General features: G+C 53.3%; 13 protein-coding genes. 1 reads left to right on the forward strand and 12 read right to left on the reverse strand.

Translation table 11 applies throughout. From position 1 onward, the window contains the following. Nucleotides 1–31 precede the first annotated feature (31 nt). The 11 genes from ccpA to BLT01_RS10680 all read right to left on the reverse strand — a co-directional run bounded on the left by ccpA (nt 32) and on the right by BLT01_RS10680 (nt 12,210). Entirely contained in the window at nt 32–1,030 is a 999-nt protein-coding gene (gene ccpA / locus BLT01_RS10630; protein WP_092097669.1) for a catabolite control protein A, read from the reverse strand. Between the two features lie 102 nt (nt 1,031–1,132). After that, nucleotides 1,133–2,218: a bifunctional 3-deoxy-7-phosphoheptulonate synthase/chorismate mutase gene (locus BLT01_RS10635; protein ID WP_092097670.1), complete on the reverse strand. Its 1,086-nt coding sequence runs from the start codon at nt 2,216–2,218 to the stop codon at nt 1,133–1,135. Nucleotides 2,219–2,403: 185 nt separating this feature from the next. Further along, nucleotides 2,404–3,324: a YtxH domain-containing protein gene (locus BLT01_RS10640; protein WP_245696918.1), complete on the reverse strand. Its 921-nt coding sequence runs from the start codon at nt 3,322–3,324 to the stop codon at nt 2,404–2,406. 52 nt (nt 3,325–3,376) lie between these two features. Beyond that, the gene (locus BLT01_RS10645; protein WP_092097671.1) at nt 3,377–3,871 is read right to left on the reverse strand and encodes a DUF948 domain-containing protein; all 495 of its coding nucleotides are present in this window, start codon (nt 3,869–3,871) and stop codon (nt 3,377–3,379) included. Between the two features lie 252 nt (nt 3,872–4,123). Next, entirely contained in the window at nt 4,124–5,437 is a 1,314-nt protein-coding gene (gene murC / locus BLT01_RS10650; protein WP_092097672.1) for a UDP-N-acetylmuramate--L-alanine ligase, read from the reverse strand. A 113-nt stretch (nt 5,438–5,550) separates the two neighbouring features. Continuing rightward, nucleotides 5,551–8,274 carry a DNA translocase FtsK gene (locus BLT01_RS10655; RefSeq protein ID WP_245696919.1) on the reverse strand — a complete coding sequence of 908 codons (2,724 nt, stop codon included), beginning with the start codon at nt 8,272–8,274 and terminating at the stop codon, nt 5,551–5,553. Between the two features lie 197 nt (nt 8,275–8,471). Next, the gene (ytpR, locus tag BLT01_RS10660) at nt 8,472–9,077 is read right to left on the reverse strand and encodes a YtpR family tRNA-binding protein (protein WP_092097673.1); all 606 of its coding nucleotides are present in this window, start codon (nt 9,075–9,077) and stop codon (nt 8,472–8,474) included. After that, nucleotides 9,074–9,889 carry a DUF1444 family protein gene (locus tag BLT01_RS10665; protein WP_092097674.1) on the reverse strand — a complete coding sequence of 272 codons (816 nt, stop codon included), beginning with the start codon at nt 9,887–9,889 and terminating at the stop codon, nt 9,074–9,076. Before BLT01_RS10665 ends, ytpR begins: the two co-directional genes overlap by 4 nt. Nucleotides 9,890–9,932: 43 nt before the next feature. Next, complete coding sequence (locus BLT01_RS10670) at nt 9,933–10,466, reverse strand: hypothetical protein (protein ID WP_092097675.1); 534 nt, start codon at nt 10,464–10,466, stop codon at nt 9,933–9,935. Nucleotides 10,467–10,530: 64 nt separating this feature from the next. After that, nucleotides 10,531–11,070: a DUF84 family protein gene (locus tag BLT01_RS10675; protein WP_092097676.1), complete on the reverse strand. Its 540-nt coding sequence runs from the start codon at nt 11,068–11,070 to the stop codon at nt 10,531–10,533. Nucleotides 11,071–11,136: 66 nt separating this feature from the next. Continuing rightward, nucleotides 11,137–12,210: a M42 family metallopeptidase gene (locus BLT01_RS10680; RefSeq protein WP_092097677.1), complete on the reverse strand. Its 1,074-nt coding sequence runs from the start codon at nt 12,208–12,210 to the stop codon at nt 11,137–11,139. Nucleotides 12,211–12,378: 168 nt separating this feature from the next. Between BLT01_RS10680 and BLT01_RS10685 the strand changes: the two genes are divergently transcribed. After that, entirely contained in the window at nt 12,379–12,693 is a 315-nt protein-coding gene (locus BLT01_RS10685) for a PepSY domain-containing protein (protein ID WP_092097678.1), read from the forward strand. Between the two features lie 43 nt (nt 12,694–12,736). On the opposite strand, the gene BLT01_RS10690 is transcribed toward BLT01_RS10685, so the two are convergent. Further along, the gene (locus BLT01_RS10690; protein ID WP_092097679.1) at nt 12,737–13,624 is read right to left on the reverse strand and encodes a YtnP family quorum-quenching lactonase; all 888 of its coding nucleotides are present in this window, start codon (nt 13,622–13,624) and stop codon (nt 12,737–12,739) included. Nucleotides 13,625–13,645 lie beyond the last annotated feature (21 nt).

Raw genomic sequence — 13,645 nt, forward strand, 5'->3', positions numbered from 1 at the left:
AGTTGCCGGAATGCCGGCGACTCCTTTTGGTTCAGTCATTGAATTTTGCTGATTCCCGCACTTCCATGCGATGCGGAAGGATAAAGGTCGGATCGCCGACTTCCTCATTGTTCATATACTTCGTCAGCAAGCGCATCGAAACGGCGCCGATGTCATAAAGCGGCAAGACTACCGAAGTGAGCCGCGGACGAACCATCCTTGAAAGCTTCGTGTTCTCGAAAGCCACCACTTCCACATCATCGGGCACACTTTGGCCGGCATCCATCACTCCATGGATGACCCCGATCGCAAGCTCATCGCTTCCCGCAAATACCCCAGTCGGCCGCCGATCGGTCGCATGCCAGGCTTCAAGTGCGGCATCATACGAGTCTTCCACCTCAAAGACAAGCCCTTGGTCATACCCGACACCCGCATCCCGCAGGGCATCCTTGTACCCTTCCAGCAGGTGGTCACGGTTAATGGTCGTATCAAGCGGCCCGGTGACGAGCGCCACTTCCTTATGCCCGTTCTCAAGCAGATGTCCGACTGCCTCGCGTGCAGCGGATCGGTAATTGATATTGACGGACGGAATCACACCCTTCTCATCAACGGTTCCCGCCAAGACGACCGGTACCGTAGACCGGCTGATTTCTTCTCTGAGTCCAGGAGAGATCTGATCACTCATAAGGATAATCCCGTCCACCTGCTTGCCGAGCATCGTTTCGATCAGGCGGATTTCTTTGTCCTCATTCTCGTCGGAGTTCGACAGGATGATATTGTATTCATACATCGTGGCGATATCACTGATCCCGCGGGCGAGTTCAGCGTAAAATCCTTTCGATATATCCGGGATGATCACGCCGACCGTGGTCGTCTTTTTGCTGGCCAGGCCTCTCGCCACAGCATTCGGGCGGTAACCCAACTTCTCTATGGCTTCCTTTACCCGCTTCCGGGTGGCCGGCTTTACATTCGGGTTGCCGTTAACTACCCGGGATACGGTCGCCATTGAAACATTGGCTTCCCGTGCCACATCATAAATCGTCACTGTCATGAAAAGATCCCTCCGATGAAAACACATCTTATTTCTTTCATTTTACGACAGTTTCTCTTTAACTTAAACGAAAAAGCCGGAACTTTTCGTTCCGGCTCCCTTTTATGCCAGGATAGCATGGGTTTTCATGAATTTTTGAAGTTCGCTGTAGAATTCATCGAACTGCGCAAGGTTCATCTGCTGTGCAGAATCCGATAGTGCAACTGCCGGATCAGGGTGAACTTCTGCCATGACGCCATCCGCACCAACTGCAATTGCAGCCTTGGCCGTCGGAAGCAGTAAATCGCGCCGGCCAGTGGAGTGGGTTACGTCGACAAATACCGGAAGATGCGTTTCCTGCTTGAGAATCGGAACAGCCGAGATATCGAGCGTGTTGCGTGTGGCTTTCTCATAGGTGCGGATGCCGCGCTCACACAGCATGATCTGATCGTTGCCCTGGGAAATGATGTACTCTGCCGCATTGATGAATTCATCGATGGTTGCGGCGAGTCCCCGTTTGAGCAAGACAGGTTTGTTCACTTGGCCGGCTGCCTTCAGGAGTTCGAAGTTCTGCATGTTTCGGGCACCGATCTGGATGACATCCACGTAATCCAGTGCTTCCTCAAGATGACCCGGAGTCACGATTTCAGAAACGACCGCGAGCCCGTTTTCAACAGCAGCACGCTTCAGCATCTTCAGGCCTTCCAGCCCGAGTCCCTGGAAGTCGTAAGGCGACGTACGGGGCTTGTAAGCACCGCCTCGGATCAGTTTCTGCCCCTTGGCGGCAAGTGCAGCCGCTACGGTTGATACCTGCTCATAAGATTCGACGGCACACGGTCCGAAAATGAAGGTCGGCACGTCTTTGCCGATGCGCGCCCCATTCACTTCAACGATCGTGTCTTCCTGCTTTTTCTTGCGGGAAACGAGCAGCGCTTTGCGGTGATCGTCTTCCTGAAGTTCCAATGCGGTCTTAAAGATTTCCTTGAAAATATGGTCAACAGTCGACTGCGGCACAGGACCGTTGTTGTTGTCTTTCAAAAGGTTCAACATATGGCGCTCACGGAGAGGGTCATAACGGTTGACACCTTGCTTTTCCTTAACTTTACCGATTTCCTGGACGACTTCTGCACGCTCGTTGATCAGGCGCAGGATTTCCAGGTTTAATTCGTCCACCTTGCCCCGAAGGCTTTCCAGATCATTCAGGCCCATTCCCGTATCCCCTCTCTTATTGGATTAACTGTAGCGGCATCCCAATGCCTTTTACAGATAATGAACCCATTATAGTAGAGGATGCACGTTTTTGTCACGTCTTATTTGCTGAATAATAATACTTTTCGGATGTAAGCGATTACATCTTCAAGCATAGGAAAAGCCCGCCTTGGCGGACTTTTCTTTTAAGTGTTTTTGTTGTCTTTTTTGTCGTTCTCGATTTTCGAAATATGGTTCATGGCCATGACTTTGTTGTCACCGGCATTTTCTGAGTTGTCATAGCTGTATGGCGTATTGCCGCTGTGCTGGCCTTTTGTGCTCGGGTCATTTGGCGTATTGTTTGAAGTGATGTCAGGCTTCTTTTTATTGCCGGGTTTCTTGGTGCCATTTCCTGACTGATTGTTCTTGTCGGATTTCTTCACCATGTCTTTGGCTTCTTTTTCCTTTTCTTCTACAGCGGACTTTAGCGCTTCCGCGGTGGAGTTGACTTTGTCCTGGCCGCTTTCGATGGCCGATTCCACTTTTTCGGCAACCGTGTCGATCAATTCGATCGGTTCTTCCCCTTCAGAGGAAACTGTGCCGTCATCCATCGGAGCGTTCTGGCCTTTCTTCGACTTCACCTTGTCCACGACCTTGCTTGTCTGGTCTTGGACCTTTTTGGTGAGGTCACCGGTTTTCTCCTTGACTGATCCTGTAAGATTGGAGGTTTTGTCTTTTGCGACGTTTGTCAATTCGATACCTTTTTCCTTAATGGTCTCTGCCTGGTTGCTCACATCGCTGCGCAGTTCCTTCCCTGTCTTCGGAGCCAGGAGAAGCGCTGCGCCTGCGCCGATCAGCGCACCGATCAGCGCGCCAGCGATAAATCCGCCGCTGCCGTCTGCTTTTTCATCCCCGTCTTGGTAGAAGGAATCACTGTAATTGTTGCGGTAGCTGTAATCGTACTGGTTCGGGCTGTACATGTCATAGGTTGCCGGCTTGCTGCCCGGATAATCAGTGGCATAGTCGGCAGTGACACCGGATGCGGCCGCCTGTTCCTGCGCTTCATAATAATCGCGGTTCATGCCCGATTCATTGTAGTTCGGTTTCAGCTGTTTGTCTTTGCTCATGTTTGTTCCTCCTTTAGATTAATGAATACTTTTTTGCATAGTTGCCTGTCTGTCAGTAATCGATTTTTTCAGGTTCGGGCAAACGCTTCTGGGCCTGTGCAGAATATCGGTTCCAGCCGTCCTTGTCCTTGCCTGTGCCCGTACGCTCTTTCCATTTATCACGGATTTCCATGACGACATTGCTCCATTGAACGACCTGGGCAATCTTATCTTCGTTACGCTCCACTTCGGCCGCGACAGACGATGTGATCCTGCGTACGGAAGAGTTGAGGTTTCCGACAGATTCACCTACGCCCTGTACAGCCTGGACAACTGTGTTGAGCTTTTGGCTCTTATCCTGGATATCCTCCGCCAGCAGATTCGTCTTGTGGAGCAGCTCAGTTGATTCCTTAGTGAGCCCCTGAAGCTGGCCTTCGAGACCATCCACCGTAGATGCGACGTTATTCAGCGTCTTTTTCACGGAGTTGAGGGTCACGGCCAGGGCGATGCATAAAATCAGAAAAGCAACGGCCGCTACAATCGCCGCAATGTACAACAAATTTTCCATGACATTTCCTCCTATTCATGATGCCTGTTCCATACTAACGTTGTACCCCTGTCCTATTGGGAATAAACGCTCCTTCCACCTATTCAACATCGATCACCGCGACTCCTTCCTAATCAAAGAATTTGCACGCCGGATTTATATAGGCGGAACTGTCCGAAACATTCACTTCCCGAAGCGGTTCCTGCAAAAACCGCAGACATAAAAGCCATCACTCCGCTTGATCGGAGTGATGGCGCAGAGGAGCAACTCTGTTTAGGCTGTTTTTCCATCCTTCACGAGTTCTGTGAAGGCTTTTTCATATTTCTGCACGTCACCAGCTCCCATGAACAGGAGGACCGCATTTTCGTGCGCAAGAAGCTGATCGACTTCACCGTCATGGATCGTGCGGCTGCCTTCTATCTTCTCTGCAAGGTCTTCCGCTTTCAGGTCCCCGTTATGTTCGCGTGCCGAGCCGAAGATTTCTGCGACATAGACCGCGTCCGCCAAGCTGAGACTTTCCGCGAACTCATCCATGAATTTAGCCGTCCTCGAAAAAGTATGAGGCTGGAAGATCGCCACAAGCTCACGTCCGGGATATTTCTGCCGGGCCGATTGGATGGTCGCACGGATCTCGGTCGGATGGTGTGCATAATCATCAATGATGACTCTGTTTCCGATCACCGACTCGGTAAACCGCCGCTTGACTCCGCCGAACGTATCCAGCCGCTCCTGGATGATGTCGGCAGGAATATTCTCATACTGACAAAGTGAAATAACAGAAAGGGCATTCAGCACAGCATGGTCTCCCGGCTGAGGCACGTGGAATGTCTGGTAGGCTTCATTCCTGACCCTGACATCAAATGTCGTTCCGGTTTCGTCCCGCTGCAGATTATGGGCAACAAAGTCATTTTCAGGCGAAAATCCGTAATACACGACCGGAACGTTAGCCTGGATACGCTGAAGCTGTTCATCATCCCCGCAGGCAATGATGCATTTCTTCACTTTAAAGGCCATTTCCTGGAATGCGTCAAATACATCGTCGACATCGGCAAAGTAATCCGGATGATCGAAGTCAATATTCGTCATAATCGCGTAATCCGGTTCATACGCAAGAAAATGACGCTTGTATTCGCAGGCTTCAAGCGCGAAAAACTTCGCGTCGGGATCTCCCTTCCCTGTCCCATCCCCGATCAGATAGGACGTCGGGCCGTAGCCGGCCAAAACATGGGCGAGAAGGCCTGTAGTCGATGTCTTGCCATGTGATCCGGTTACCGCGACTGAAACAAAGGAATCGATATACGTTCCGAGAAACTCGTGGTAGCGGATGACCTCGAGCCCCAGCTCACGTGCTCTGGCCAGCTCGGGATGGCCGTCCGGAAACGCATTGCCCGCAATGATGGTCAACCCTTCACGGATATTTTCCGCATCAAAGGGAAGGATCGGGATATTCCGTTCCTTCAGGGGTTCTTCGGTAAAGAAATAATTGTCGACGTCAGAGCCTTGAACTTGATATCCGGTGTCGTGCAGGATCTGGGCAAGCGAACTCATGCCTGACCCTTTGATTCCGGTGAAATGATAAACTGTCATGCTAAACCTCCCGGGATTGAAATCCCTGTGTACGGCGCAAAAGGCCATATTCCGATTATACCATCAAACGAGTGCTCGTCAGATGCACCATTTGCTTTATTTTTTCCATCCGTTCATATCGTATGCGCAGGTCCGCCCGGCTGTTCGATAGCCGCAGCCGTTTCCTGGGTCAGATAGACGTCCCTCGGCTTACTGCCCTTCTGAGGGGAAACGAATCCCCTGTCTTCCAGCATATCGATCAGGCGGGCCGCCCGGTTGTAGCCGATGCTGAATTTCCGCTGTAACATTGATGTCGATGCGCTTCCCGCCTCAGCAATAAACCGGCAGGCATCTTCAAACAGCGGATCTTCGGATTCGTGTGATTCCGCCTTTTTAATCAGCTCTTCCTGCCTGAACAAATAATTCGGCTCTCCCGACCGGCGGACATATTCGGTGACCCGTTCAATTTCATCGTCAGTGACGAACGTTCCCTGAAGACGGGCGGGCGCGGACATGCCATTTCCGAGGTAGAGCATGTCCCCTCTTCCGAGTAGCCGCTCGGCCCCCGGAACATCGATGATCGTACGGGAGTCCACCTGCGAGGATACGGAGAAGGCAATCCTTGTCGGGACATTGGCCTTGATCAGCCCAGTGATGACATCCACGGAAGGCCTCTGTGTCGCAATCACCAGGTGAATTCCGCATGCACGTGCTTTCTGCGCAATCCTGCAGATGGATTCCTCCACTTCCGCCGGCGCGACCATCATCAGGTCGGCCAACTCGTCGATGACAATCAGAAGGTACGGCAGCTTTTTGCTGAATTCGCGGTGTTCCTCCGCCTTTTGATTATATCTGGCGATGTCCCGAACGCCGGCATGGGCAAACAGCTCATATCGCCTCTCCATCTCTTCCACTGCCCATTTCAGGGCGGCATTTGCCGCTTTGACATCCGTGATAACAGGGCTGACGAGATGCGGGATCCGATTGTAAGGTGCAAGCTCGACCATTTTCGGGTCAATGAGCAGAAGCCTCAGCTCATCCGGGGTCGCCTTATAAAGCAAGCTCGTAAGAATCGAATTGATGCAGACCGACTTTCCTGATCCTGTGGCACCAGCGATAAGGCCGTGCGGCATTTTCCTGAGGTCGATGGTCGAAGGCCTTCCCGCAAGATCCAGGCCAAGTACCGCTTCAAGTGGAGAATCCGATTCCTCGAACGCCTGGGAGCCGATGACTTCCGAGATTCTGACCGGGCGGGCTACCCGGTTGGGGATCTCGATGCCGATCGAACTTTTTCCGGGGATCGGCGCCTGGATCCGGATATCCTTGGCGGCAAGTGCCAGCTTCAGGTCATCCTGCAGGTTCCGGATCTTGCTTACTTTCGTGCCTTGGCCGACCTTCAGTTCGAACTGAGTGACCGCGGGCCCCTGGACCATGCCAATCACTTTGCTTTTGACCGCAAAATAGGACAGCGCTTCTTCCAATTTGGCCGCCTGGGATTCCATCCATTCATAATCCTGTGATTTGGCCTCCGGCTCGACGAGAAATTCCTTATCCGGAAACACATAGTGCGGCAATTGTTCATCCGGAACAGATTCATGGACCGCCGGGACATTTTCCGGCTCTTGCGGTGTTTCACCGGTCATTCCGGCGCCGTGTGTCCCACTGTCCGGAACCGGTGTTTCTGCCTTTTCCGGCTCCCTGCTGCGGTCGGGACCGGCAGGACGGCTTTCTTCTGCACAGTCGGCCGGTTGTTGTCCGGCCGATCTTATGGTTGGTGGCTTCAGTCCTTTTAGCCGCTCCAGCTGTTCGAGTCGCTGACGGTCGGATTTCAGCATGACAACGTTAAATGGAGTTCCGGTTTTTCGTTTGGGCTGATGGTTTTCCTGTACGGAAACGGCCGGCTCGGTTTTCTGGTCCAGCTGTCCGGTTTCTTCCGTCCGCTTCTCCTCCTGCAAAGAAGGAGGACATTGTTCTTTCATCTCTTTCTGCTCCGGCATCGATTTTGCAGGTGCGGCCGCCGGTCCTGAGTTTTCTGTTTCCGGATTTTGTACAGCTGATTGCTGTGCACGGGACTTTGGCAGATCCGATACTCGCGTGATGACAACCTCTTCCGAAAGTTCGTGTTCCGCTGCGTTTTTATCTTCTGAAGCGAGCGGGGCTTTTGTCGGTTGGGTAGTTTCCCCGCGGCCAAATGGCCTTTCCGTTTTTTTGCCGGGTTTCGGGAGAGGCAATGAGGAATCAGGGCGGTGTTCATCGATCAATTGATCTGCACTGCGACCCCCACCGTCCGACTCCCGCTCACGGATCAGGTCGGCGAGCCCGGTTTCGGGAGGCGCCACGCTTGTCGGCCTGGCGGGCGGCGCGACCGGTTTTTTGTAGCCGTAGACCGGCGACGGTACGTCGGACGGCATAAACCCGCGGGTCCTCTTCGGAGGCTTGGGGCGTTCATCCAGAACCGGTGCCACTTTCCGGCTTGAAGGCCGGACCGGTGTTTCCTGTGTTTCCGGGCGAACCGGCTCACGCTGGATCGGAGCTTCCGTGAAGCGGGGCTCCTCCCTCGTCCCCCGGTTTTCCGGCCTGCCAGCCCGGAGATGCTTCGGCAGCGGCAAGCGGCCGCCGGATGGTGCAAACGGCTCCCTTGTCGTGCCCGTACGGTTTTCCCTCGGCGGAAGAGGCGCGGGAATCGTGTCCTCTTCAACCGGCTCTCCATCGTCCGGAATAAGCGGGAAGCGGAACTTCGGACGTCCGACATCCGCTTTTTCTACAAAGTCAGTTCGTTCTATGTAATCGGTTTTCTCGAGTTCTTCCGACTGTTCTTCTTCGGTGAATTTGTTCAGAAGTCGTTTAAACCAGTTCAATAGATATCACTCTTTTCACTGTCAATCACTTTATTCTATCAGCATGGAGGATTTCAATCAAACAGTCACCTGCGCCTCGGGACACACAAGTCCGGCAGGAAATAAGCAGCAGCGGTTCCGCACGCCTTCATGGTGGAAGACGTGCGATACCGCTGCTGAACAGTTTAAACGCTTATCCGGCCAAAGAAAATAGTGCTTCAGAACCGGAATGGCTCACCAGGTGTATGCTCACCCTCAAGAACCAGGATGCCCTTTTCCTGCGGTGCATCCGGGAGAGCCAGTTCTTTTGCGGAACAGATCATGCCGGACGACGGCACTCCGCGGAGCTCTGCGTCTTTGATGACCATTCCCGATGGCATCACCGCACCCGGTTTGGCTACCACAACATGCTGGCCTTCATCGACGTTCGGAGCGCCGCAGACAATCTGTAGTGTTTCCGCGCCGACATCCACCTTGCAGATGCTGAGTTTGTCTGCATTCGGATGCTTTTCTTTGGAGATGACGTACGCGACGACAAACTTTGGAGAAAGATCAACCTCAAAGGAAAATTCCGCTCCATTTTTCGAAAAGGCTTCCTTCAGCCGTTCGAGGAACGCCTCGTCCGCCTCGATCTTTCCATTGCCTTCCACGTTCATATATTCCGAAGCACGGAACAGGTTAAAACCGGACACTTCATCTGACGCCGCGTCACGGATCAGTGTAATATCTCCGGTCGTGTCTGCCTTGATCTCATCTGGAGTGTCCGGCACAAGCTGGACCATCAGGACATCGCCGACGCCGCTGTTGTTATAGAATACATTCATTCTTTTTCTTCCTTTCCTTCCGGCCGGTTTTTCGCAAGGATGAAAATCGGCTCGAGTTCTCCGTTTTCGCAGATGAAGGACAATGATGTCACCGGTACCCGGCCGACTGTGAAGTAGTGCATTGTCAGCTGGGCAAGGACATCATAGCCGGTGTCGTTTCGGATGTCCCCGATAATGAGGACATCCTGATGGGGGACGGATACGGTCATGACCCCTTCGATTTTTTGCTCCATTTCTTTCAGGAATGGTTCATTCAGGATCCGGCTCGCATCATAACCATCGTTGTTATTCACGAAATAATAGATGTTCCCGGCAACCTCATCCCGCTTGACATCGGTCGGAAGCTGCTTGACCCGGAATCGTGCCGATTCCTTCATGGCCTGGTCTGTCATTCCAAGGCTGTCCAGCATCGATTCATCGATCAGCCGGTAGGTCTGTCCCAGATCGAGTGCATAGAAAATTCGCGTCTCGGCGGTGTGATCTGTCGTGATGAACCGGTTGCCTTCCTTGGACTCGACCGGGAAGGACGTCGAGCGTATAACCGGATAGATCCGGCCCTCCCCGCTAAACCCTTCTTCTGCCTCGCGCTCCATTGCCGAGAAGGTTTCGTTGATTGTGTAGACTGCTTCATCTAGAGCGGTGTCCGGATTGTTCTCAATCTTGGCGAGAAGCGGCGGCAGGCTCAGCTCAAGGCCTTTCCCCAATGTCTGGTGCTTCATTTTCAGCCGGTTGTTCTGTCGGTCGAAGTCCCAGGAAAACCGTTTTTCTCCCAGCCTTCGCTTTAGCTCGCGCACCAACTCCAATGCATTCATGGACCCGCCTCCCTTCCGGACAGGGCGTCCCCCTGTCCCGTTTTTATTCTTTCGCGACCGCTCCGTCTTCATAATTCACGGACCGGACAATTTCCATCATCGTTTTCAAGTTTGTTTTGATCTCTCCCTTATCCGAGAGAGTCGTGATTTTCCGGCCGCCGCTTCCGGCGACCAGTTCCACTCGCTCGCCTGATGCAGCGGCGGCTCCGGCAAAGCCGAAGGTGCCAAGATGTTCAAACGTGCCGGTCTCCAGTATTTCTCCCGCCGGATCTGCATAGAGAAGATCATAGAACAGCCTGCTGCCCTTTCCTTCGTTCGGATTAATAAAAAGCACATAGGTATCGCCGCCTTTTTCAAGCACGATATTCTGCTCATCCGAACCTTCCTGCACCTTAAAACCAAACGGCTTATAGAAGCTGGCCTTCCCTACTTGGGTGTTCGGATGCTTGGTTTGATCTTCAAACACCTTGGCGGCCCTCTCTATTCCTTCGGAAGTCTGTTCTTCGATTGTAGCCGAACAGCCGGCAAGCATCGCCGCCAGCGTGAATCCGGCGGTGAAGCGAAGCCACTTGCCCATTCTCGTCCCCCGCTTCCGTATGTTCATCCCCATCATTTTAAAGTTGTTCCCGGCTCCTTGCAACTTACTGCCCCTGCCGCCTTCCCCTTTGTCCTGAAGCAAACCTCCACTGCCCTGCCAGCAGCAGCACGATCTGACTGAACATGGCTGAACGGCTGACTGTACCGTCTGTGAAGACACCGACCGCGCCTCCGGTTTGCCGGATATCCTCCTTCGATGTGAGTGCCTCCATGACAGGGCCGAGTTCCTTGCCGCCCCGGACAAGCACTGCCACTTCATCCGGCAATGGAATCTGGGCACCCCCCGCCGTGAACACTGTTCTATCCGGAAGGGCAAGCGCCCCCCAGTTGCATATGTAGAGCCGTCCGTCCAATTCCTTCACACCGCCCTCGAGCCCGATGCTCAAATCATGGGGGCCGGTCTTCAGGGCTGCGATGGCCCTGTTCCTGGCACCGGTCAATGTTTCTTCGTCTCCGAATGGCTGTGCCGCGACACCAGACTCCGTACCGGCACCTGTAACATCCGCCTGGATGCCGAGCGACTCGAATGCATTCTTCACTGCTCCAATTTTCGCCAAGTTGGACGAACCGACAACTATTTTCAAAGTTTGTACCCTCCAGTTTTCATTTAGAATGCAGAAAAAAAAGGCCGGTTCGGCCCCTTTCCTTATTCATGAATGGCTCCGGATCGTCTCGACAGTTGTCCGGTCGAGTGAACGGACCAGCTTGACCAGCAGTTCACGCGCTGCCGCGTAATCGTCAGTGTGGATAATCGATGCCGCGGTATGGATATACCGTGAACAGATGCCGATGACCGCACTCGGAATGCCTTCATTTGATAGATGGACGCGGCCGGCATCAGTTCCGCCCTGGGAAATAAAGTACTGGTAAGGAATCTTATTCGTCTCCGCCGTATCCAGGATAAACTCGCGCATCCCCCTGTGGGTCACCATCGAACGGTCGAAAATCCGAAGAAGGGTTCCCTTTCCCAGCTGGCCGAATTCGTTTTTGTCTCCGGATGCGTCATTTGCAGGGCTGGCATCCAGCGCAAAAAAGAGATCCGGATCAATCATGGCAGCAGCCGCCTGGGCACCGCGGAGACCGACTTCTTCCATGACGGTCGCTCCGGAATAAAGTGTATTCGGCAACTCTTCTCCCTGCACTTCCTTGAGCAGCTCGATTGCCAGTCCGCAGCCGTACCGGTTATCCCACGCTTTCGCCAATATTTTCTTCTCGTTGGCCATCGGCGTGAACGGGCAGACCGGTACGATTTGTTGGCCTGGACGGATGCCGATCTTCCCCGCATCTTCCTTATCGTCGGCACCAATGTCAATCAGCATGTTCTTGATGTCCATCGGCTTATTCCTCACTTGATCGCTCAGAAGGTGAGGAGGAATGGATCCGACTACACCGATCACCGGTCCGTTATCCGTAATAATCTGGACCCGCTGGGCAAGCAGCACCTGGCTCCACCATCCGCCAAGCGGCTGGAAGCGGATCATGCCATTATCCGTGATGGCGGATACCATGAACCCGACTTCATCCATATGGCCGGCCACCATGACCTTGGGCGTCCCTTCTCCCCCGTTGCGGACACCGAATACTCCCCCGAGCCCGTCCTGCATCACTTTGTCCGAATATTTCTCAAGCTCCTGCCGCATATACTTCCTGACGGCGTGCTCATTGCCCGGTGCGCCCGGCAGCTCTGTCAGTGTCTTGAACATCGTCAGTGTTTCATTCTGCATATTTGTGGCCTCCCCTTCAGTCAGCTCTCTTTCTAATTGTAGACGAAGGAGGCCGGGGTTTCCACAGAAAATCCTTCGGGCTCCGAAGAGGATTCCGGAAGAAAACTTGCTCAATCACCGCCCCGGTTGTTATACTTGGTGAAAATGCGGTCTACAGGAGGGAAATGGATGAACGTTCGTGATTTTGCCATTGGCGCCGTGGCCGGTGCCGTTGCTGGTGCAGCCGTCGTGGAAGCAGTTAACCGCGCCGACCGCAATGTCTCGCCGGATAAGGTGCTTGAACATGTAAAAAGTGCATTTAAAAAAGAAGGCCCGATTGACGGGGCCTGGATTGTCATGAAAACAGAACCGTTCCGCCAGAAAGCCGTTGAAATGGACGTATACCGCGGCGGGCTCTCCCGTGAAATCGGCGGTGCCTATGAACAGTACGAATTCGCTGCCGATGCGAAGACCGGTACTGTTGTGGAGATTAATAAAATCTGAAAAAAGCTGCAGCCCGGCACCCGGTCTGCAGCTTTTTTCATGTTCATGGTTGTTTCTGCTCGGACGCTGTGCCCGCCGGTATTTCAAAAGGAGTGCGCTCCATGCTGTCTGTAATTTTCTTGCCGCTTTCGTCCCACTGGATCATTCGGTAAAAGGCATCATGATAGAAGATGAACCGGTATCCGTTTTCAAGCGCTTCTTTCATGAGACGCTCTTTTGAATAGATAGAATCCATCGGGTAATCATCAAATGCCAGGACCCAAAGCGGATTCTGATGCGCGTGGGTCGGCATCAGGTCGGCCATATGGATCAGCGTTTCCCCGTTTTTTGTGATCTTGATGATTGCGTGTCCGGCACTATGGCCGCCGGTATGAATCATCTCGATTCCGGGAACGGCCTCCACCCGATCTTGGAATGTCTTTACCTGGTCCTGGACAGGCTCCCAGTTTTCCCGGAAGTATGTATTCCGTGAACGGATATTCGGCTCACGCATCTCGTCCCATTCAATCTGCGAGACATGGATTTCCGCATTCGGAAAGACGGAAGTGTAACCGTCCCCTTCACGGCGTGTGAGGCCGGCCGCATGGTCATTGTGCAAATGCGTCATCAGGATGATATCGATGTCCTCAGGCGTCAGGCCGAGCTCACCCAAGCTATCTTCGATATTCGACTCCCTGGTGACGCCGAGGTTGCGGACCTGCTTTTCCGTCAGTTTGCCCGACCCGAGCCCTGACTCGATCAGAATGTTTTTGCCGTGCGTACGCACGAGGATCGGCTCCGTCGCCAAGGGGATTTTGTTGTCCCCATCCACTTCGTACTTTCTCGACCATAACACCTTCGGCACCGGCCCGAACATTGCGCCCCCATCAAGCCGGTTGAATCCCCCGTCCAGCCAAGTCAGTTCGATTCCGTGAAATTGATAATGATCCATGTTGATTTCCCCCTCTTCCTG

The sequence above is a fragment of the Bhargavaea beijingensis genome, from assembly GCF_900101985.1.
In the GTDB taxonomy this organism is placed as follows: Bacteria; Bacillota; Bacilli; order Bacillales_A; family Planococcaceae; genus Bhargavaea; species Bhargavaea beijingensis.